This window comes from Flavobacterium sp. 2755 (assembly GCF_031455715.1).
GTDB lineage: Bacteria > Bacteroidota > Bacteroidia > Flavobacteriales > Flavobacteriaceae > Flavobacterium.
In genome coordinates, this window is the sequence record NZ_JAVDTG010000001.1 from 180,326 (window position 1) to 202,874 (window position 22,549).

A 22,549-nucleotide genomic window follows, 5' to 3' on the forward strand; every position below is an offset into this window, starting at 1 on the left:
AAAAAAGGTCTGTGAAGAAAATCACAGACCTTTAATATCTTAAGTGGTATTTTTACTTAAACGACGATGAGAATTTATCTCAAGCTGAAACTAGTTTTAGAAACTAATTCATCATTATCAAAAACATTGATAAAGTAAGTTCCTTTAGCAAAATCTTTTCCTGGTAAATCTTCTGTAACGTTTACAGTTTTGTTTTCATACTTTACAGTAGTTTTAAAGCTGTATGTTAAAGAGTTGTCACCGAAGCTCTCTGTTTTTTTCTCGCCTAAAACATTGTTTTTTGCATCTATAACCTGAACATAATATGTTTTATCTCCAGATTTTGCAATTTGGTTTTCAGCAATTGTAAAACTTATTTTTAAAACATCTGCACGGCTTGCTTTGTCTGTTTCAATTTGTTTTCCAGAGCTTCTTAATTTATAAGCTGCAGTTTTAGTGTTCGTAATAGATAATTTAGAACCTCTTTCAACTGTTTTTGCAAGCTCTTCATTTTGACCTACAAGTACTTCGTTATATTTTTTAGACTCTCCTAAAACTGTAATCGTACTATCTCTTTGAACTGTTAAAACACCATTTTGTTTTTTCAATTCGTCATTTTCAGCAACAAGTGTTTTCATTTTGCCCTGCATCGCCTGAACTTGAGATCTGTATTTAGAAACGTCACCTTTAGATTTATTTAAATCTGCCATTAAAGCGACAACTTTATCTCTTTCCTGAATTAATTCATCAGACATTGAAGTATTTTCAGCAATTGCAGCATCGTAAGTTGCTTTCAATTCCTGTAAATCTTTCATAACAGATTCTTTTTCTGTCATTGATGTTGTTAATTCTGTTTTAACCACTTCAGTATCAGAAGAAAGTTTAAAGATATACACTAAGCTACCAATTAGTAGGACTGCTAAAACCGCTATAACCGCTTTTAGACTTGAATTGTTGTTGTTCGTTGGGTTTTCCATATTGAATAATTTTCTTTAATAACAAATTTAAGAATTAATATATCTTAATAACGTAAGTTGTTACAATTATATTATTTTTGGAAAATAAATTTTTTTCATGGAGAAATTAGTTCCTTTTACTGTCAATGATTTGGCAAAAGTCACAAATCATCGTAGTGGTGAAATAAAATTCGGAGAAAAAATGATTGTGCTTCCAAAAGGAGCAGACAAAATCAAGTTTTTGCAAGAATCGGAGGCGAAGTATGTGTTGTTAGGAATTCCTGAAGATATTGGTGTGCGAGCGAACTATGGAAGACCTGGCGCAGCATCGGCATGGGAAAGTGCTATTAAAAGTATTGCAAATATTCAGCATAACAGATTTTCTAAAGGAAGTCAGATTATTATTTTAGGACATTTAGATGTTTCTGAGGAAATGCGTGATGTCGAAAAATTAGATTTTAATGATATCGACGATCGTTCTAAACTAAGTCAGTTAGTAGAGAAAATCGACAAAGAAGTTTCGCATATCATATTTACTATAATTAAAGCAGGGAAAACTCCAATTATTATTGGAGGCGGTCATAATAACGCTTACGGAAATATTAAAGGTTCGGCTTTAGCCAAAGGAAAACCTATTAACGCCATTAATTTTGATGCTCATTCTGATTTTAGAATTTTAGAAGGCCGTCACAGCGGAAATGGTTTTTCTTATGCGTATGAAGAAGGTTTTCTTAAAAAATATTTCATTTTCGGACTTCACGAAAATTACACTTCAAAAAGCGTTTTAGATATTATTAAAAAACTCGAAGATCGTGTTCGTTATAATACATATGACAGCGTAAATATTCGCAAAGAAAAAGATTTCGAGAGAGAAATGGCCCTGGCGCTTGAATTTATCAAAACAGATTCATTTGGAATTGAAATTGATTTAGACGCAATTCCTAATATCGCCAGCAGTGCTATGACCATAAGCGGTTTTTCGGTAGAAGAATTACGACGGTTTATTTCGTTTTTTGCACAGCACAGAAATGCGACTTATTTGCATATTTGCGAAGGTGCGCCAGATCTTGCTGATTCTCCTAATAATAATTTAATTGGAAAATTAATTGGTTATTTAGTTACTGATTTTATAAAAGCGAATAACGAAAAAGATAAAATTAACTGAAGAGCAAGCGGTCTGCAGCCACATATTTCCCAAATAATAGCAGATTCAAATCAACGGTTAACCGAATAAACCTATCTTTGCACAGAATTTAGTACTTAAAACTAAAGTTCTTAATTAGTAAGATATGTTATTCGAAGATTTATCACTTTCAAAAAGTATACAAAAAGCCGTATTTGAAGAAGGCTACCTAAACCCCACTCCAATTCAGGAAAAATCGATTCCGATTGTTTTAGCCGGAAGGGATTTAATTGGCTGTGCGCAAACGGGAACGGGAAAAACTGCTGCATTTGCTATTCCAATTATACATCAACTGCACCGAATTGTAGGCTCATCAAAAAAAGCCAAACAAATTCGTGCGCTTATAGTTACCCCAACTCGTGAATTAGCGGTTCAAATTGGGCAAAGTTTTGACACTTATGCCAAATATACCAATTTAACTCAGCTGACTATTTTTGGCGGGGTTTCCCAAAATCCACAGGTTGATGCCTTAAAAAATGGTATTGATATTTTAGTTGCGACTCCGGGTCGTTTATTAGATTTACAAAAACAAGGTTTTCTTGATTTGAATCATTTACATACTTTAGTTTTAGATGAGGCCGATCAAATGCTGGATATGGGTTTTATAAACGATGTGAAAAAGATTGTAAAACTGACGCCTAAAAACAGACAGACTTTACTTTTTTCTGCAACAATGCCTCTTGCGATTCGTGAATTGGCAGAAATGTTTTTACAAGATCCAGAAAAAGTAGAAGTTTCTCCGGTTTCATCAACTGCTGAAAATGTGGAACAGCGTATTTATTTTGTTGACAAAACAGAAAAAAGAAACTTATTATATCATTTGATTAAAAATGAAAATTTATCCAATGTACTTGTGTTTTCAAGAACAAAACATGGTGCGGATAATGTTGTAAAAGCACTTCGCAAAAAAGATATTCCGGCAGAAGCAATTCACGGAGATAAATCGCAAAACGCAAGACAACGTGTTTTAGATGCTTTTAAAAACAAAGAAGTTGGTGTTCTGGTTGCTACAGATATTGCAGCGAGAGGAATTGACATTGACCAATTGCCGTATGTAATCAACTTTGATTTACCTAATATTCCGGAAACGTATGTTCATAGAATTGGTCGTACGGGACGTGCAGGAAATGGCGGAATTGCGATTTCATTTTGCGGTAAAGACGAAGAGCCGTACTGGAAGGATATTAAGAAATTAATAAAAGTAGATGTAAAAATTATTACAGATCATCCTTATCCTTGGCATGCGGGAAGTCCTGAAGCCGGCGAAAAACCTAAAAATTCAAACCGAAGCGGCGGTGCTCACAAATCTAGAAAATCGAGTGCTTCAAAACAAAATAAAAAACGCTGGTATTAACCAGCGTTTTTTGATTCATTTATGAGGTAATTTAAAATCTTAAAGAGTTTAACAGGCTCAAAAGGTTTCACGATAATATCATTCATTCCTGATGAAACTGCTTCATCTGTAATTTCATCTTTATCAAAAGCAGTTAACGCTACAACCGGAGTTTTAATACCAAGCTGACGAATTCTTTTTGTGGTTTCAAATCCGTTCATTAACGGCATATTAATATCCATTAAAATAAGATCAAATTCTTCTTTATCCAATATTGAAAGAGCACCAAAACCATCATCAACTACTTTGCAGACAAAATTATTTTTTTCGATAATTTTCTTGGTCACTAATTGATTAATCAAATTATCTTCGACAATAAGAATTTTATATATATCACTTGAAGTTAAATCGACTTCTATATTTTCAATAATTTTCTTTGTTTTAAGAGGATCATGTTCAAAAGGTATAGAAAATGAAAATGAAGTTCCCGCACCAAGATCACTTTCTAAAGTAATTGAACTTCCAAAAAGCCCTAATAAGCGTTTTACAATGCTTAAACCTAGTCCTGTTCCTTGATAATCTTCTTCTTTTCTTCCTACCTGAACAAATTTTTCGAATATTTTATTTTGATCTACAGCAGCAATTCCAACGCCATTATCTTTTATTAAAAAATCCAGATAATAAAATTTTCCTTCTATCCTGTCCAGCTTAACTCTAATTTCAACTTCACCATCTTTAGTAAATTTTAAAGCATTACTAACAAGGTTCATTAAAATTTGCGCCAGACGCAGTTTATCTCCAATCAAATATTCAGGGATTGCATGATCAATTTCAACATTAATTTTATTGTTATTTTTTTGAGATAAAAAAGAAAGTGAATTTTTGATCACCGTTATCTCATCTGAAATATTAAAAGTTAAACTTTCCAGAACTACTTTATTCTCTTCAATTTTATTGATTTGCAGAATATCGTTTACAAGAGACAATAAATATCTCGCAGAAAATTTTAAAGCGCTTAAGTGTTCACTTTGAGACAATTCTTTGTGTTCTTCTAAAAGCATATTGGTTATACCGACAACTCCATATAACGGAGTACGTAATTCGTGGCTTATAGTAGAAATAAATTGAGTTTTGAGTACAGAGGCTTCTTCTGCCATTTCTTTTGCTTTTAGAAGCTCTAAATTATGTTTTTTCTTAAGCCCGATATTTTTAATTAAGGTTACAATTAAAAAAAGCAGAATCAACGAAATAAGAATAAACAGAATTACAATAATTCGGGATTTTTTAAGACTTTGCAATTGAGATGTTTTTTCATTTTCAATTTTCTCAATCTGTCTTTTGTATTCGTCCAGTTCTAAGTTTAAACCTGCTATAGAAGCTTTTTTAAGCTTTTCCTGGCTATAAAGTTCGCCTGTAATTTTATTATATATAACCAGATTATTATAAGCCTCTTTGTGTTTTCCTATCTTGCTTAAAAATTTTGAATACTCTAAATGTGCATATGCTAAATCCGGTTTTTCATCTTTAGACTTACCAAAAGAAATTGCTTTTATAAAATAGGCATTTGCTTTATCATTTTCATTTTCACTGGCCCAATACATTCCGTTTAAGAAATTCAAAGCAATATCATTCGATTTTCCTTTTAAATCATTTTGATGTATGTTGATATATTGTAAATAAGGCAGTCCTTCTTTATAATTTCCTATTTTGAAATACGACCAGACAATATTAAGATTAGTTATGGCAACTTCTTTCTGATATTTTTGCTGTCTTCCAAATTTTAATGACTCTTTATAATACGTAATTCCGTCATTATACATTCTTTTTTCAAAAAAATATAAATTACCTAAATTACTGGTTATCATCATTCTTAGGCTAACAATATTAGATCGTTCTGCGTAGAATAATGCCTTCTTATAAAAAAATACTGCTTTATTGATTTCTCCCAAATCGTGAAAATTAATTCCGATTATGTTGTAATTCCTCGAAATCAGTGTATCATTTTTTAGGTCAAATGCATACTGCAGGGCAATTCCGGATTTCTTTAAGGATTTTTCGTAATTAGTTTCGTCTAAATAATCACAAGCTTCTTGAGTTATGTCTTTAACTTTTATAAGAGATACAGCATGGTTTTGAGCTGGCGACTCAAGACAAAGTATGTTTAAAAAAGTAAAAATTAAAAAACAAAATCTATAATGAAGCATAATTTGGGATATGTTTATTCAAATATACATTATTATCATAATACACAGTAACAGTATTGCCTTAATAACCTAAAGATTCAACAATCATTCTACTATTTTTAGCTCCTAAAAATACTTAAAAAGACATTTAAATATTTATTGAACTTAAAGTTTATACGTTTAAGTTACTGTTCTTAATAAAAACCTTTTCAAAGATTTAAAATATTACAAGACAAGATCTTTACTTTTAAAATGCTTTTTGTTGTAAAATATTTAATAAAAATATTATAACAATGAAAAATAATGTTATTTTTAACAAAATTAAAAAACACAAGCCCCAAGTGTTTTAGAAGATTGGAGCAACTAAAAATTAAAAAACTATGTTAGAAAACTTTTTAAAATTTGCAGAAACAGAAAAATTGACTAAAACACAACAAAAAGCAATCACTGGTGGTGAGACTGAAGCTCCAGAGTCGGAAGAATCTAGAAAAGGTAAAGTTGCAGCAAAATAATTTATTAGTTGACTCTATTCAACTTTTATAAAAATCAAAAACCGTAACAAACAAAAGTCTGTTACGGTTTTTTTTTATGTTTTTAAAGAATATCTTAATTCTCTTCTGCAATATCTAAATTATCTTCTTTACCATCTTCCCATTTTCCAACAACCGAAGTTGCCAATGCGTTTCCAAGTACATTTGTTGCACTTCTAAACATATCACAGAAATGGTCAATTGGTAAAATCAAGGCAATACCTTCAACCGGAATTTTAAACATTCCACAAGTCGCCGCAACAATTACTAAACTCGCTCTTGGTACACCAGCAATACCTTTACTTGTTAACATTAAAACCAAAAGCATAGCCATTTGTGTACCTAAATCTAAATGAACTCCATAAAACTGAGCGATAAAGATACTGGCAAAAGTCATGTACATCATACTTCCGTCAAGGTTAAACGAATAACCCAGCGGTAACATGAAGGCTACAATTTTATTTTTAACCCCAAAATCTTCTAATTCTTCTGTTAATTTAGGAAAAACAGCCTCGCTGCTCGTAGTTCCAAAAGCAATCGCTAATGGTCCTGTAATACGTTTTAATAATTCGGTCATTCTTCCTTTTAAGAAAATATAACCTACTACAACCAAAACTACCCATAAAGTCCCGATACCTACTAAAAATGATCCGAAGAATTTAAAATAAGTGATAATTAATTCTTCTGCATCTCTAATAGCAAATACTCCTGCAATGGCACCAAAAACTCCAATTGGAGCAAAGTTCATTACATAGTTTACCATTTTTAAAACAATATGCGAAGCTTTATCAAATGCATTTATAATTGGCTTTACAGTACTTCCTAATGATGCAGCTGCTAATCCAAAAAAGATAGAAAATATTACAATTTGCAAAATTTCATTAGTTGCCATTGCTTCAAAAATACTTTTAGGAACAATATGCTCAACAAAATTCTCTACAGATAATATTTTTGTTTTAGTTGTAACTTCACTAGCCGCAGCCATATCAACGTGGTCTAGTTTTAAACCTACACCCGGTTCTAAAATATTTACAAAAAATAATCCGATTAACAAGGATATAAAAGAAGCTGTAAAAAACCAGCCAAGTGCTTTTCCTCCAATTCTTCCAACAGTTTTGATATCACCTAACTTTGCAATTCCTACTACTAAAGTGGTAAAAACTAAAGGAGCAATAATCATTTGCACTAATCTGATGAAGATCGTAGCCAGCATTTTTATTTTATTACTAAACGATACTGCCGCTTCCTGTGAAATTGAATTATGAATAATAATTCCCAAAGCTGCTCCAAGCACCATTGCAATTATAATTTGCCCCGTTAATCCTGAAAAAAATGATTTCTTTTTAGTTTCTGTAATTTGCATTAATTTACTTTTAAATTATTAAAATATAAGACCCTCACTGTCTTACTTTTATTAATATGTTTTGTTGATTAAATAAAAATCAGCCAAAACAATCGCAGCCATCGCCTCAACGATTGGTACTGCACGAGGCACCACACACGGATCATGACGTCCTTTTCCGGTCATTGGTGTAATATTTCCTTTATTATCCAGAGAATCCTGAGTCTGCATGATAGTCGCAACAGGTTTAAAAGCTACTCTAAAATAAATATCCATTCCGTTGCTTATTCCACCCTGGATTCCACCAGAAAGATTTGTTTTTGTCGTTCCATCAGGATTATATAAATCGTTGTGTTCACTTCCTTTCATTTCAGAACCAGAGAAACCGCTTCCGTACTCAAAACCTTTTACAGCATTGATTGAAAGCATTGCTTTTCCTAATTCAGCATGTAATTTATCAAAAACAGGCTCGCCTAAACCAACCGGAACATTTTGAATTACACATGAAACTACACCACCAACAGTATCTCCCTGCTTTCGGATATCACGAATATATTCTTCCATAATAGCTGCCGATTTTTCATCTGGACAGCGAACCGGGTTGCTTTCAATTTTAGAGAAATCTAATTCCTGATATGGTGTATCTAAATGAATTGGTCCAACAGAAGAAACGTAAGCATTAATTTTAATTTCAGGAAGCATTTGTTTTGCAATTGCTCCTGCTACTACTCTGCTTGCGGTTTCACGTGCAGAACTTCTTCCGCCGCCGCGGTAATCACGAAAACCATATTTTTGATCATATACATAATCAGCATGACTTGGTCTGTAATTATCTTTTATATGTGAATAATCGTCTGATTTTTGATTGGTATTTGGGATAATAAAACCAATTGGCGTTCCGGTCGTTTTTCCTTCAAATATTCCAGATAAAAACTGAACCGCATCTGGTTCTTTTCTTTGTGTTACGATAGCCGACTGCCCCGGTTTTCTGCGAGACATTTCAACTTCAATCGCTTCAAAATCAAGTTGTATTCCTGATGGACAACCGTCTATAATTCCGCCTAAAGCTTCACCATGAGATTCTCCAAATGTTGTAACTTTATATAGGGTGCCGTAGCTATTTCCTGCCATTGTAAATTGTTTTGAGCAAATGTAAGTTTTATGAATTAAATTAAAAAATTAAAAATTGGTAATATTAATTAAAGATTAAACACTTTAAAAATCACAATTTATTAAAATTGCCTTCGAATTAGTAACCTTTTGATAAAATAAATGGAGTAGGATTTTCTTTTATTTGTGGAACTTCAAATTAAGAAAAATTGAAAAAACGAAATGTCGAATTGGTCATTATTTCTGATGTCCATTTGGGAACTTACGGAAGTCACGCTAAAGAACTAAACAACTATTTATCAAGCATTAAACCTAAAACTTTAGTTTTAAATGGTGATATAATTGATGCCTGGCAGTTTAGAAAATCTTATTTTCCTAAAGCGCATTTAAGAGTCATTCAGCGCATTATCGGGATGGCTTCTAAAGGCACAAAAGTGTATTACATTACCGGAAATCACGACGAGATTCTTCGAAAATTCAGCGACATGAACATGGGAAATTTTTCTTTGGTCGATAAATTAGTTTTAGAATTAGACGACAAAAAAGCCTGGATTTTTCACGGAGACGTTTTTGATGCTTCTGTACAGCATTCTAAATGGATTGCAAAACTAGGCGGATTAGGTTATGATTATCTAATTTTAATGAATCGTTTTGCTAACTGGTGCCTGGCAAAATTAGGCCGCGAACCTTACTCTTTTTCTAAAAAAATAAAAGCGAGCGTAAAAAAGGCTGTGAAATTTATTTCGGATTTTGAAACTACAGCAACCGATCTGGCTATCGAAAAAAATTACGATTATGTAATCTGCGGACATATTCATGAACCCAAAATCCTTACTAAAGAAAACAAACACGGTTCTACTTTATACTTAAATTCCGGCGACTGGGTCGAAAATTTAACAGCTCTTGAATATCATAAAAAGCGTTGGAAATTATACTCCTACACGCATACAAACTTTACAGAAGAGGAAAATCTTTTTGAAATGGAAGATATTTTAACCTCTCAAATGTTATCTAATATTATTCTGAAAAAGTAAAATATAGCAGTATTTACAGATGCTCCCGAAGGTTAATTAGTTTTAATTTATGTGATTTTCATTTACAAAATGTGAATTATATAACAATTTCTAAAAATGTTATACGTTCTTAGATAGAGAACGATTATACATTTGAAAAAAATTAATTAACCATTTTATGAAAAAGATTATTTTATCTGCCATTATGCTCTTGGGGTTAGCATTTACGGCTCAATCTCAAGAAATTTCAAAACACGCTTTAGGATTACGTTTAGGAGACAATAACGGATTTGGAGGTGAAGTATCGTATCAGCTGGGATTGAACCAAAAAAACAGACTTGAGTTTGATTTAGGCTGGAGAAACAGCAGCGATGTAGACGCAATTAAAGGAGTTGCTCTTTACCAATGGGTTTGGAACATCGATGGAGGATTTAACTGGTACGCTGGTGTAGGTGGTGGAATTGCCGCTTGGGATCACGATTATTACAACAATAATTTCAGATATAATGACAGCGGAACTTATGTTTTTGCGGCCGGAGATATTGGTATCGAATATAGATTTAAAGAAGTGCCTATCACACTGTCACTAGATGCAAGACCTGAAATTGGTTCTGGATACTATGACGATGACAATTTTGGATTTGACGTTGGTTTAGGTGTCAAATTCAGATTCTAATTAAAAATAAAAAATAATTGTAAGAAGAAACCTGTCGTTGTAATGCGACAGGTTTTTTTTATGTTTTGAAAATGAATGTGACGTAAAAGGGCTTCGACTTCGCTCAGCCTGACAATTTCACATCTAACTTTTTTTATTTAACTACTAAAATAATTAAACAATTGTCACCCTGAGCGAAGTCGAAGGCTTACAAAGCAAAAAAGGGGCTTCGACTTCGCTCAGCCTGACATTTTACCTCTAACTTATAACTATTTATTTAATAATAATCTCCTTCTTAGAATGTATTTTTACAACTGTATAAGGATAAGTTATAGCCTGCGTTACCATTGCATCCGGAGCAGGATTTTTTTCTTTTACGGTAATGATGATATTCTTATCCGTTTCTTCAACCTTTTCAATTTCAATAGAATATCCTCCAGTGTTTTTTTCACCCATGTTGAGAATAACATAATTAGAATTGGCAATATCAGTCTGCTTCATTTTAGCAGCTAAAAGCGGATCATTTTCAAGCATTTTGATCTCGTTAGGTTCTGTCAAAATTTCGAAAAATTTAATATTTCCACCGCCATCAGACTGTTCAGTTAAAACTTCGTATAAAGCCGTTGAACTTGTTGATTTTTTAGCTCCACAGGAAATCAAAACAAAAATTACTAAAACCGAAATTACTTTTTTCATTACGTTCAAATTTTTTAAATTAATGTTTCTATTCTTTATAATCGTCAATTGCTCTTTGGTACAAAGCTTCATATTTAGGCAGAATGTTTTTGATATCAAAATTCTTAGCTACTTCTAAGGCATTGATTTTAAACTTATTCAGAGTTTCATTATCTTTTAAAATTCTGATCGCATTCGCCGCCATTTCATCGACATTTCCAACATCACTTAAATATCCTGAAACGCCATCAAAATTAACTTCCGGTAAACCTCCCGAATTACTTGAAATTACTGGAACACCGCAAGCCATTGCTTCTAAGGCTGCTAAACCAAAACTTTCTGTTTCTGACGGAAGTAAAAACAAATCGGTCATACATAAAATCTTATCGATTTCATTACTGTTACCAAAGAAAATTACCTTATCGTAAATTCCCAGTTCCATACATAAAACCTCTGCTCTTTCTTTTTCCGGTCCATCGCCCACCATCATTAATTTAGCCGGCATTACTTTCTGGATATTATAAAAAATCTTAATAATATCCGGAATACGTTTCACCTTTCGAAAGTTACTAATGTGCGTTACGATTCGTTCATTTTCCTTTGCCATAACATATCGGTGGCAAGGTTCCGTTGGATCTTTTCTAACTTTATCCAATTCAATAAAATTCGGGATTACCTTAATTTTATTCTTGATTTTGAACAATTTCAGCGTATCATCTTTCAAACTCTGTGAAACCGAAGTCACATAATCAGACTTATTGATGCTAAAAGTTACCGCAGGTTTATAAAACGGATGGTTTCCAACAAGCGTTATATCAGTTCCGTGAAGCGTCGTAATCATCGGAAGATTAATTCCTTCATTCTTAAGCATTTGTTTCGCCATATAACCCGCATAAGCGTGCGGAATAGCGTAATGCACATGTAAAACTTCTATTTTATATAATTTCACCATATCGACCAATTTACTTGATAAAGCCAACTCATACGGCTGATAATGGAATAAAGGATATTCGGGAACGTTTACTTCGTGATAATGAACATTTGGATTTAAAAGTGCTAATCTTACTGGCTGACTGTAAGTTATAAAATGTATTTCGTGTCCGCGTCTGGCTAATTCGAGACCTAGTTCTGTAGCAACTACACCACTACCGCCAAATGTCGGATAACAAACTATTGCTATTTTCATGTATTAAATTTAATTCTACGAAAGTACTCAAAAATCACGTTTAATTAGGCTTTTAAATTGTTAGATTTTCGACAAAATTAGATTAAATCTGGTTGATAAATATTTTTAGAAGCAGCACAATATCTGCAAAAAAGACCAGTAGTCCCGCTGTTCGCTATATCTTTTCCTTGCTAAAGAAGCAAGAAAAAGGATACCGCTTCCATCGGGGCTAGATTAGACGTTTTTGTTTTTATAAGAACATTTTATTTTGATACTTTTAATTTCAAGCCTCATTAATAAAAGCTAATTCATTAAAGTTTGGGATTTTATCTATCATGCCATCGTTCCTGCTCGTAAAGACAAAATTCTCAACTTCCTGAAGATTACTAATTAGAATATCTGTCTCTTTTATAAAAGCCAAAACTCCTGTATAACCTAGAATTGTTGCATTTGTATCCATATGTGATGCACAAAACCCGTTTATCCTAATAGTCCAGAAATCGGAACTGTGTGAAAGCGCAAATTCAAGTCCATTTCTCAATCCGGTTTTCCAAGTATTGAAACCTTCATGCCTGACATCCAACAAATCGCTAGAATATTTGTAACCCGAATAATCTTCTATAATTTCATTTCCCTTTTCATTCTTTTGAATATATAAGTTTACAATCGCAAAATGTAATAACCCATTTTTAACCTTCTGCCATCTAAAATTTTGATCAGAGTTTATCATTATTAATACTATTTAGCTGTTTATTTTATAAACTAGGTTTTATTTATACTTAAATTGATATTTCTTTATTTCGCAAACTTTGTCAAAGTTTCACGCTGTATTGTCATTCCGAGGAACGAGGAATCGCACAAGTAATTCCGCAACAGTAAGTCGTCAATCTTTGTCGATTCTCTAGTGCGATTCCTCGTTCCTCGGAATGACAAACTTTGGCGAAACCTGAAACCTAGAACTTGAAACAATTAAAACCAAAAAAGGCACAAAATCTAAAATTTCATGCCTTTTAAATATATTATAAATTTCTCTTAGAAAAATCTGCTGTGCCAGCTGTCGGCAGCAGGAACTTCCCAGGATTCGTTGAATTCTTCGATATTGTTTACCAGATTATTGAAAACAATTGTATTCTCAGAAACTGATTTATCTTTAACCATTTTCTTGAAATCAATTAATGGTTTGTGTGCAATATGTTCTCCAAGTTTAAAAGTAACGTTCATTTTGTCTAACAAATCGACATTATACTTTTTCTCTAAACCTTGAATAAATTCTACCGAACTATCAATAGAACAGCCTGTAGCAGCCTGAACATCCTGATTTACGGCTAATATTATAAAGCGATTGTATTTAAGCAAAAATGAAGCTTCAAGACTTGTTCCGTGAGCAGCCCATTCTTCTACAAAAGCTTTTAAATCTGTTTCGATTTCAGAAAACTCTTCCTCAGAAAATTTTCTGTTCGATTGGTAAATCCAAACTCTTGATTCACCAGGTAAATTTTCAAAAGGTATATACATTTTTTAATTTTAGATTTTAGATTGTTGATTTTAGATTTCTTGAATTGTTTCAGGTTTAAGGTTTCAAGTTAAAAAACTTAGAATCTCAGCAGCTTAGAACCTTAGCAGCTTTCTCTATAAATCCTGCGCATTCGCAATTAACTCGGCAACGTCCATTACTTTTACCTCACCCTCTTTATGAGCATGTTTTATTCCATCGGTTAACATCGTGTTACAGAAAGGACATCCGGCAGCGATAATATCCGGCTGAACTTCTAATGCATCTTCTGTACGAAGAACGTTTACTTCTTTGTTTCCAGGTTCAGCATCTTTAAACATCTGTGCTCCACCTGCTCCGCAGCATAATCCGTTTGCTTTAGAACGCTTCATTTCAACTAATTCAACGTCTAATTTCTGAATTAAATCTCTTGGTGCTTCATATACTTTATTGGCTCTTCCTAAATAACAAGGATCGTGAAAAGTAATTTTCTTTCCTTTAAATTGTCCGCCTTCAACCGTAAGTCTTCCATCATCAATTAATGATTTCAGGAATTCTGTATGATGAATAACTTCATAGTTCCCTCCTAATTCAGGATATTCATTTTTTAAGGTATTAAAACAATGCGGACAAGCTGTAACGATTTTTTTTGCTTCATAAGCATTTAAAACCTCGATATTCATCATGGCCTGCATTTGGAACAAAAATTCATTTCCGGCTCTTTTTGCAGGATCTCCAGTACAACTCTCTTCTGTACCTAAAACTGCAAAAGAAACATTGGTACGATTTAAAATACGTACAAATGCTTTTGTGATTTTTTTTGCTCTATCATCAAAACTCCCTGCGCAACCTACCCAAAATAAAACTTCTGGCTGTGTTCCTTGGGCTAGCATTTCTGCCATTGTTGGCACTACTAAACTTTCTGACATCTTCTTTTGTTGTTAAATCGGTTAATTGTTTATTTGGTTATTGCTCTCTTTCATAACCATACTAAAAACCTTTATTTTTAATCACTTAAACGGTTAAACAAATAACCGATTAAACTCTTTTCTAATTCTCGTTTTTCCAATTCAATCGGTCCTGCTGGCTGTACTGCCATGGCGCACCATTATTTTCGATATTGGTCATCATTGCATTCAATGACATTGGTGCAGCACTCTGCTCCATCACTAAATAACGACGCATATCCATAATAATAGACAACGGACTAATATTAACCGGACATTCTTCTACACAAGCATTACAAGACGTACAAGCCCATAATTCTTCTGGTGTGATATAATCGTTTAATAATGTTTTATTATCCGGAACAAAAACACCTTTATTGGCATCTATATTTTTTCCAACTTCGGTTAAACGGTCTCTTGTGTCCATCATAATTTTACGTGGAGACAATTTTTTTCCTGTTTGGTTCGCCGGACATGAAGACGTACAACGTCCGCATTCTGTACACGTATAAGCATTTAATAACTGCACCCAGTTTAAATCCTGAACATCACTTGCACCAAATTTAGACGGAGCTGCATTTTGATCAACCGGAGCTGCCGCAAAAGGATCAGCATTTGGATCCATCATCAGCTTCACTTCTTTTGTTACTGATTCTAAATTATCAAACTGTCCTTCTGGTTTTAAATTCGCAAAGTATGTATTTGGGAACGCTAAAAGTATATGTAAGTGTTTTGAGAAATATAAATAGTTCATAAATATCAAAATACCAACAATATGCAGCCACCAAAATGCTTCAAACAATAATACAACCAATTCGTTTGAAAGTCCATTAAAAATTGGAGCAATAAACTGACTTACCGGAAAAGTTCCTGCTTTATGAAAAACAGCTCCGGGAACATTTTGCAAATGCAGGTCAGAAGCGTTCATTAATAAAAACAAGATCATTAAAACGGTCTCAAAATACAAAATGTAATTTGCATCGCTTTTAGGGAATCCATTTAAATCCGGATTTATAAAACGTTTTAATTTTATAACATTTCTTCTGATCCAGAAAACGGTAACAGAAAAAATTACAAGTATAGCTAATATTTCAAATGAAGCAATTAAAACATCATAAACTACGCCTAAATAAGGCGCAAAAATTCTATGAGTTCCTGCTAATCCATCGATTATAATTTCAAGTAATTCAATATTAATAATTACGAAACCTACATATACTAAAATATGAAGTATTCCGGCAACAGGGCGTCTCACCATTTTTGACTGCCCAAGAGCAATCAAAGCCATATTTTTCCAACGAGCTTTAGGATTATCTTTTCTATCTACGTCAACTCCTAAATTAATGTTGCGGATGATTTTTTTTACGCTCGCTGCAAAAAAACCAAAACCTACGACAAGAAGTATGGCGAATAAAATATTATCTAAATAACTCATTACAATTATTTTTTATCAGTTGAATTTGTTTCTCCGGCAGGTGCTACATAAGGTTTGTTTTTCTTTCCAAAAAGAGAAACGTTTACGTAACGTGTTGGATAAAGTCGAACATCTTGTAATAACAATTCAAGTTCTTTTGAAGTTTTTGCAAGATTGTTATAAAGCGCATCGTCGCTTAACAATTTACCTGCTGTACCTTTTCCAGAATTCAAATTAGCCATAATACCATCTACTTTTGCTAAAGTCTGGTTTAGGTTACGAACTGTTTTTCCAAGATCGGCTTTATTTAAAGAATCAGATATTTTATTGAAGTTGCTTGACATTTTATTAAAGTTTGTCACAACTCCGTTGATCTGGCCTTTGTTAGTATCTAAGATATTGTTGATACTTCCTGAAGCTCTATGAAACTGCTCCATTGTCTGGCTCAATTCTGCTAAAGTTTTCTTTAAATCCTGTTGTGTTTTTTGATCTAAAACATTGTTTAATCCAGTAACCAGATTATCAATATTTAAGAGCATCTTATCCAATTTAATTGTAATTGGTTCGATTTTTCCACCTAAAGATTCCGTTAATCCCAGTTTAACAACAGACTCAAGTGTCTGTCCGTCTTCTGCAAGTTCTTTATCTGCTAAATTTGGAATGATCGCGATTTGCTTTCCTCCAATTAAGCTTCCGGAATATAAAGATGCTTTACTTGTTTTAGAAATTGGAAAATCTGTTTTTAATTGAAGCTCAACTAATAATTTTCCTGTTGTTTCACTGATTGTAATTTTAGTTACCTTACCTACTACTAGTCCGTTTATAGTAACCGGCGCTGATTGTGCCAATTCTTCAACATTGTCATATTCAGCATAATATGTTTTATAATTAGTAAAAAGGTCTTTTCCTTTTAAAAAACTGTAGCCCCAGATAAATAATAAAATAGACGCTATGACTAATACAGCCGTTTTAATTTCTCTTGTTAGTTTCAAAATTCTAAGTGTTTTGTTACAAAATTAGTATAAATATTCGAACTTGTGACGATTATTTAACCGCATCCTGAATACTGATTTTTTCTCCGTCTTTAGTTGCTATCAAATATGCTGCGCCATATCCTTTATTCTTAGCTTCTTCCAGATATTTTTTCGCAGCTTCATAATCGGAAGTTTCCTGATAGAAATATTTATAAATATTGTTTTCGTAGATCATTGTTACATTTTTTAGTCCTTTAAAGTTTTTAGGTTCTAAAGGTGTTTTTTTAATACTTGCAATAAGTTGTACTTTAAAGAATGTTCCTTTTGGAGCTGCAGGCGCAGGTGTTTGTACTACTTTTTTTGGAGTCGAAGTATCTTTTACAGGCTTGGCTTCAACTGCTTCTGAAATTCCTGAACCAAAATATTCTCTTTTGTAACTCAAAATAGCTTCTGCAATTGCTTTTGCGATATCATCCTGTCCTTCTTCAGAATTTAGAATATTTCCTTCTGTTGGGTTAGATACAAATCCTGTTTCAACTAAAACTCTTGGCATATACGCTTTGTGAAGTACCATAAATGGTGCTTGTTTTACACCACCTTGTCTGATTTTTTTTCCAAGTCTCTCAAAATTATCTTCAATTTTACTTGCTAACGAAATACTATTTTCAAGATATTCTTCCTGCATTAAAGTAATTCCAACCATTTGTTCTGGAGAATTTGGGTCAAAACCATCGTATTTACGTTTATAATCTTTCTCTAAAGTAATTACCGAGTTCTCTTTTTTCGCCGCTTCAAGATTTGATGCCACTTTACTTAAACCCATTACATATGTTTCGGTACCATCTGCTGCAGTATTTTTATTTGCATTACAATGTATAGAAACAAAAATATTCGAATTGGCTCTGTTTGCGATATTGGCTCTTTCGACCAAATCAATAAAAACATCTGTTTTACGTGTATAGATTACATTGATATTTGGATTAAGCTCTAAAATTTTCCCCACTTTCAGAACAATAGCTAAGGCAATATTTTTTTCAATCCGCCCGCTGTAAACTGCACCAAAGTCGTGATCTCCGTGTCCGGCATCAAGTGTTACTTTAAAAACATTTGACTGACTATATGTGCAAAATGACGCTATTGTTAGAAAAAAGGTAAAGATTACCTTAATTTTATTTAATCTATTCATAAATCTTAAAGTTAATTTTAATAAAACGCAGCTGTTATAATTTTTACAATTGATTATTTTTGCCAAAAAATTATATGTAAGTTTGACATGTCAAAAAACAAGCCATAATTTTACAAAAATAGCATTTAAACCTTTGCAGACAAACTTATTTAATATCGTTTTAATATCATTTTTCCTAACAATGGGATGTGGTAATTTATATTCGCAAGAGATAAAATCTAAAAAAAAGCCTTTACCAGCTGCAAAACAAACAGATAAGCCTCAAATAACTCAAAATGACACTATAAAATTAGATACTGTCAGACCAACCAAGACTTTTCTGGATGGTAAGGTTAGATACAAGGCAAAAGATTACGCAAAAATCGATCAGAAGAAAAAACTGATTACTTTATACAATGAAGCTGAATTATACTACAAAGATGTTGAACTAAAATCTGGTATAATTGTTTTAAATTATGAAAAGGATGAAGTTTATGCCGGAAGAATTAAAGATTCTGCCGGAGTTTTAGTGCAGTACCCGAACTTTAAACAAGGTGAGAGTGAAGTGCAGCCCGATTCTATCCGTTTTAATTTTAAGACAAAAAAGGCATTAATTTATAATTCGAGAACCAAACAAGGTGAATTAAATATTAAGGCTGCGGTTACCAAAAAAGAAAATGACTCTGTTTATTATCTAAAAGAGGCTCGTATTACAACAGCTCAGGATATTGACAATCCGGAATACTACTTTAGAACGAGCAAAATAAAATTTGTTCCCGGAAAAAAAATTGTTACCGGTTTAACCCAGATGGTTATTGCTGATGTACCTACTCCGCTGGCATTGCCTTATGGTTATTTCCCTTTGAGTCAGGAAAAAAGTGTTTCCGGTATTATTATCCCTAGTTATAATGATTCGAATACCAGAGGTTTCTCTTTACAAAATGGAGGATATTATTTTGCTTTAAGCGATAATTACGACTTAACTGTTTTAGGAGATTATTATACGAATGGTAGTTACGCCATGCGTTTTGAATCGGCGTATGCAACCCGATATAAATATAGAGGAAACGTTAATATTCGATTTGAGAATTTAATTAGCAGCGAAAGAGGTTATCCTGATTATTCAAAACAAAACATTTACAATATTCAGTGGTCACATTCAAAAGACACGAAATCTAATCCTAACTCAAGTTTTAGTGCTTCTGTAAACATGGGTAGTAGTAAGTACTTTAAACAGTCTATTAATCAGGCTAACGTTGGGTCTAATCTGAATAATACATTGAGTTCGTCTATTTCATATAACAAAACTTTTAATACGATTCCGGGTTCTCGTATTTCGTTATCTGCTACACATCAGCAAAATACACAGACAGAGCAAATCCAGATGAGTCTTCCTAATCTTCAGGGAAGTATTGATCGTATTTATCCTTTTGTTGGAAAAGACGGGGTTAAAAAGGGGTTTATTAAAAACATCAACTTACAGTATAACGTAACAGGTAAAAACAACATCACTACTTATGATTCCTTGTTTTTTAAGCCTCAAATGTTTAGAGATGCACAAATTGGTATGCAGCACTCTATTCCTATTAGTACCAACTTTAAAATATTCAAATATTTTAGTGCTGGAGCATCTACAAATTATCAGGAAACATGGGTAACTAAAACTATTAAAAAAGGTTTTGACGACACTGCAGGAAAAGTGGATGATAAAACAGTAAATGGTTTTGACTCATACAGAACATATAATTTAAGTACTAATTTAGGAACTACTATTTATGGTACATTTAATTTTGGTGAAGACAAAAGAATTCAGTCTATACGCCACGTTATGAGGCCGAGTCTTACGTATTCCTATACGCCAAGTTTTGATCAATATTATGAACATTATACGGTTGATGCGTCTGGTAAAATTTCAACCGATGAATACTCGCGGTTCGCAAATGGTATTTACGGCGCACCAGGACAAAGTAATTCAAACATTGTAGGGTTTTCATTAAGCAACACGTTTGAAGCCAAAGTAAGAGATAAAGACAGCACAAAAACAGAACCTAAGAAAATAATGCTGCTGAACAATTTAAACTTCAACACAAGTTATAATTTTAGCGCAGACGGAAAAAAGACTTTAGCCTGGCAGCCAATTGTTGTAAGCGGGGGAACGCAGTTTTTTGACAATAAAATGAATGTCAATTTTGGAGCTGTTTTAAATCCTTATGCTATCGACAATGCAGGAAATGTTATAAACAAGTATAATATTGATAATGGCGGAAGTTTGTTTAGAATGACCAGCGCCAACCTTACCATGAACTATTCTTTCTCGAATAAAGGAACCGGAAAAGAAAAAAATACGCAAAGCCAGCGAAATGGTGGTCGTAATGACGACTTATTTGGAACAAACACAGACTTAAATGACAGCCGAAATAGTCAGTTTGCGAATGAACCGGAACGTGACGAAGATGTTGTAAGCGAGTTTTTCAGCTCAAAAATTCCTTGGGATATGACAATGGCGTATTCACTTACTTATTCAAATACTGCCAGAGAAAATAAAATATCCGGAAACTCTATTATGATTTCTGCAAATATGGATATCACGCCAAAATGGAAAGGCGGGGTTTCTACCGGTTATGATTTTGTTCAAAAAGGGGTTACTTTTACTCAATTCCGTTTTGAAAGAGATTTGTTAAGCTGGAGAATGGCATTTAACTGGAATCCGATGGGACCAAACGCTAACTGGAACTTCTTTATTGGAATTAAATCTGGTATGCTGAGTGACATTAAATGGAACAAACGCAGTACTTCTAATCGATAATTTGTCGACTTAAAATAATTTATCATGAAAAAAATAATCTTTACAGAAAAGGCTCCGGCTCCTATTGGGCCGTATAATCAAGCGGTATTATCAGGAAATACACTTTATGCTTCTGGGCAAATTGCTATAAATCCGGCTTCAGGAGAACTTGTAACTGACAATATCAATGACGAGACAAAACAAGTAATGGAGAATATTGCGGCTATTTTAGAAGCGGCAAATATGACTTTTGAAAATGTTGTAAAAGCAACGATCTTCATTATGGATATGAACAATTTTGGTGCTATTAACACTATTTACGGTTCTTATTTTAACGAAAAAACCGCTCCAGCACGTGAAACGGTTCAAGTGGCATGTCTGCCAAAAAATGTAAATGTTGAGATCTCTATAATTGCAGTGCAATAGCATCTAATAATAATTGTGCCGTTGCTTCATTTGTTGCCAGCGGCACATTATGCACATCGCAAACACGAATTAACATATTAATATCAGCTTCATGCGGATGACTTGATAATGGGTCTTTAAAAAAGAAAACCATTTGTGTAATTCCTTCCGCTACTCTGCCTGCAATCTGCGCATCACCTCCTAAAGGTCCGGAAAGCATTCTTTGGGTTTTAAATCCCGCTGCTTCGGCTTTTCCTCCAGTTGTTCCGGTACCAATAAGTCTGATTTTTTCATTATGAAGAACTGCTTCATTCTTAATCAAAAAATCAATCAAATCTGCTTTTTTACCGTCGTGCGCAATAATTGCAATTTCCATAAATCCAGAACTATTGGTTAGCAACATGGTAAGCAATTAAACCATCAATTGGTCTTCTTAACACATTCCCTAATTTAAGCTCGTATTTATCGAAAGTTTCTTGTAATTCATCTTTTAGATAAAAAGCAATAGAACCTACAAAATGCACAGGAACTTCTTTACAGTTATCAAACTGTTTGATGTAGTTTTTAACGAAAGATTTCATTCCTTTGAAAATGATTTTTCTGCAGAATTCTGTGTCTTTATGTTTGATTAAAAACTTAGCAAAAGTTGCTAAATAAGCATTTGGGTTTGGTTCTTTATATAATTTGTTTTTAATAAAGTCCGGATCAACGTCGTATTCTTTTTCAAGCTCAACCGCTAATTCCTTAGGCATTTTATTAAAATAGTATTTTCTAATTAATTCTTTTCCAAAAACGTTTCCGCTGCAGTCATCCATTACGATATATCCTAATGACTGAACTTTTTGGTGCAATACTTTTCCATCAAAATAACTGCAGTTTGATCCAGTTCCTAAGATAGATACGATTGCTTCTTCTCCTTTTGGAGTTGTAGCATAAACAGCCGCATAAGTATCTTCCTGAACGTCAACAATAGCGTTAGTAAAATACTCCTGAAAGATCTGCTTTAACCATTCTTTCATTCTGTCTGTTCCACAACCTGCTCCGTAAAAGAACAAATGTGTTGCATTTTTTTTATTTTGTAAAATATCAAAACGGTCATTCAATCTTGAAATGATTTCCGGTCCGTCAAGAATTTCAGGATTTAATCCTAAGGTTTGTGTCGTGAATAATACTTTTCCATTATCATCAATTGCAATCCAATCGGCTTTAGTAGATCCACTATCAACTATTAATTTCATTTTTT

The 22,549-nt window shown here is 33.1% G+C and carries 21 protein-coding genes; 7 read left to right on the forward strand and 14 right to left on the reverse strand.

Annotation, left to right across the window (positions count from 1 at the left end; genetic code table 11):
* Positions 1–74: 74 nt before the first annotated feature.
* Positions 75–956: a hypothetical protein gene (locus J2Y38_RS00660; RefSeq protein ID WP_053470170.1), complete on the reverse strand. Its 882-nt coding sequence runs from the start codon at positions 954–956 to the stop codon at positions 75–77.
* A 97-nt stretch (positions 957–1,053) separates the two neighbouring features.
* On the opposite strand from J2Y38_RS00660, the gene J2Y38_RS00665 reads away from it, so the two are divergent.
* Both J2Y38_RS00665 and J2Y38_RS00670 read left to right on the forward strand, forming a co-directional pair.
* A complete protein-coding gene (locus tag J2Y38_RS00665; protein WP_053470171.1) occupies positions 1,054–2,100 on the forward strand; it encodes a formimidoylglutamase in 1,047 nt (348 codons plus the stop codon).
* A gap of 124 nt (positions 2,101–2,224) precedes the next feature.
* Positions 2,225–3,472, forward strand: a complete 1,248-nt coding sequence (locus tag J2Y38_RS00670; protein WP_309838620.1) for a DEAD/DEAH box helicase — start codon at positions 2,225–2,227, stop codon at positions 3,470–3,472.
* Here the strand turns inward: J2Y38_RS00670 and J2Y38_RS00675 are convergent.
* A complete protein-coding gene (locus J2Y38_RS00675) occupies positions 3,469–5,655 on the reverse strand; it encodes a response regulator (protein WP_309838622.1) in 2,187 nt (728 codons plus the stop codon). The genes J2Y38_RS00670 and J2Y38_RS00675 overlap by 4 nt on opposite strands.
* Before the next feature lie 359 nt (positions 5,656–6,014).
* On the opposite strand from J2Y38_RS00675, the gene J2Y38_RS00680 reads away from it, so the two are divergent.
* Positions 6,015–6,146, forward strand: a complete 132-nt coding sequence (locus J2Y38_RS00680; RefSeq protein WP_309838623.1) for a hypothetical protein — start codon at positions 6,015–6,017, stop codon at positions 6,144–6,146.
* A 94-nt stretch (positions 6,147–6,240) separates the two neighbouring features.
* On the opposite strand, the gene J2Y38_RS00685 is transcribed toward J2Y38_RS00680, so the two are convergent.
* Both J2Y38_RS00685 and aroC read right to left on the reverse strand, forming a co-directional pair.
* Positions 6,241–7,527 (reverse strand): dicarboxylate/amino acid:cation symporter, encoded by a 1,287-nt coding sequence (locus J2Y38_RS00685; protein ID WP_309838625.1) that lies wholly within the window; start codon positions 7,525–7,527, stop codon positions 6,241–6,243.
* A 51-nt stretch (positions 7,528–7,578) separates the two neighbouring features.
* Complete coding sequence (aroC, locus tag J2Y38_RS00690; protein WP_163410371.1) at positions 7,579–8,637, reverse strand: chorismate synthase; 1,059 nt, start codon at positions 8,635–8,637, stop codon at positions 7,579–7,581.
* Between the two features lie 188 nt (positions 8,638–8,825).
* On the opposite strand from aroC, the gene J2Y38_RS00695 reads away from it, so the two are divergent.
* Positions 8,826–9,650 (forward strand): UDP-2,3-diacylglucosamine diphosphatase, encoded by an 825-nt coding sequence (locus J2Y38_RS00695; RefSeq protein WP_053470176.1) that lies wholly within the window; start codon positions 8,826–8,828, stop codon positions 9,648–9,650.
* Between the two features lie 157 nt (positions 9,651–9,807).
* The gene (locus tag J2Y38_RS00700; RefSeq protein WP_309838629.1) at positions 9,808–10,305 is read left to right on the forward strand and encodes a hypothetical protein; all 498 of its coding nucleotides are present in this window, start codon (positions 9,808–9,810) and stop codon (positions 10,303–10,305) included.
* 252 nt (positions 10,306–10,557) lie between these two features.
* Here the strand turns inward: J2Y38_RS00700 and J2Y38_RS00705 are convergent, their stop codons facing one another.
* From J2Y38_RS00705 to J2Y38_RS00740, 8 genes are all read right to left on the reverse strand, one after another.
* Complete coding sequence (locus J2Y38_RS00705) at positions 10,558–10,980, reverse strand: protease complex subunit PrcB family protein (protein ID WP_309838630.1); 423 nt, start codon at positions 10,978–10,980, stop codon at positions 10,558–10,560.
* Between the two features lie 28 nt (positions 10,981–11,008).
* A complete protein-coding gene (gene bshA / locus J2Y38_RS00710; protein ID WP_309838632.1) occupies positions 11,009–12,145 on the reverse strand; it encodes an N-acetyl-alpha-D-glucosaminyl L-malate synthase BshA in 1,137 nt (378 codons plus the stop codon).
* A gap of 262 nt (positions 12,146–12,407) precedes the next feature.
* Entirely contained in the window at positions 12,408–12,854 is a 447-nt protein-coding gene (locus J2Y38_RS00715) for a hypothetical protein (RefSeq protein WP_309838634.1), read from the reverse strand.
* A gap of 302 nt (positions 12,855–13,156) precedes the next feature.
* Positions 13,157–13,639 carry a hypothetical protein gene (locus J2Y38_RS00720; RefSeq protein ID WP_031455874.1) on the reverse strand — a complete coding sequence of 161 codons (483 nt, stop codon included), beginning with the start codon at positions 13,637–13,639 and terminating at the stop codon, positions 13,157–13,159.
* Between the two features lie 114 nt (positions 13,640–13,753).
* Positions 13,754–14,545 (reverse strand): (Fe-S)-binding protein, encoded by a 792-nt coding sequence (locus J2Y38_RS00725; protein WP_053470181.1) that lies wholly within the window; start codon positions 14,543–14,545, stop codon positions 13,754–13,756.
* 121 nt (positions 14,546–14,666) lie between these two features.
* Positions 14,667–15,998 carry a (Fe-S)-binding protein gene (locus J2Y38_RS00730; protein WP_309838639.1) on the reverse strand — a complete coding sequence of 444 codons (1,332 nt, stop codon included), beginning with the start codon at positions 15,996–15,998 and terminating at the stop codon, positions 14,667–14,669.
* Between the two features lie 5 nt (positions 15,999–16,003).
* Positions 16,004–16,969 (reverse strand): MlaD family protein, encoded by a 966-nt coding sequence (locus tag J2Y38_RS00735; protein WP_309838641.1) that lies wholly within the window; start codon positions 16,967–16,969, stop codon positions 16,004–16,006.
* Positions 16,970–17,021: 52 nt separating this feature from the next.
* On the reverse strand, positions 17,022–18,137 hold the full coding sequence (locus J2Y38_RS00740; protein ID WP_309838645.1) for an N-acetylmuramoyl-L-alanine amidase: 1,116 nt from the start codon (positions 18,135–18,137) through the stop codon (positions 17,022–17,024).
* Positions 18,138–18,219: 82 nt separating this feature from the next.
* Between J2Y38_RS00740 and J2Y38_RS00745 the strand changes: the two genes are divergently transcribed.
* Positions 18,220–20,922, forward strand: coding sequence for a putative LPS assembly protein LptD (locus J2Y38_RS00745; RefSeq protein WP_309838647.1), 2,703 nt, complete (start codon positions 18,220–18,222; stop codon positions 20,920–20,922).
* Positions 20,923–20,946: 24 nt separating this feature from the next.
* Complete coding sequence (locus tag J2Y38_RS00750; protein ID WP_073485158.1) at positions 20,947–21,327, forward strand: RidA family protein; 381 nt, start codon at positions 20,947–20,949, stop codon at positions 21,325–21,327.
* Here J2Y38_RS00750 and J2Y38_RS00755 read toward each other — a convergent pair.
* Both J2Y38_RS00755 and J2Y38_RS00760 read right to left on the reverse strand, forming a co-directional pair.
* Positions 21,308–21,682: a methylglyoxal synthase gene (locus tag J2Y38_RS00755; RefSeq protein WP_053470300.1), complete on the reverse strand. Its 375-nt coding sequence runs from the start codon at positions 21,680–21,682 to the stop codon at positions 21,308–21,310. The genes J2Y38_RS00750 and J2Y38_RS00755 overlap by 20 nt on opposite strands.
* Positions 21,683–21,692: 10 nt before the next feature.
* Positions 21,693–22,544 (reverse strand): N-acetylglucosamine kinase, encoded by an 852-nt coding sequence (locus J2Y38_RS00760; protein ID WP_053470185.1) that lies wholly within the window; start codon positions 22,542–22,544, stop codon positions 21,693–21,695.
* Positions 22,545–22,549 lie beyond the last annotated feature (5 nt).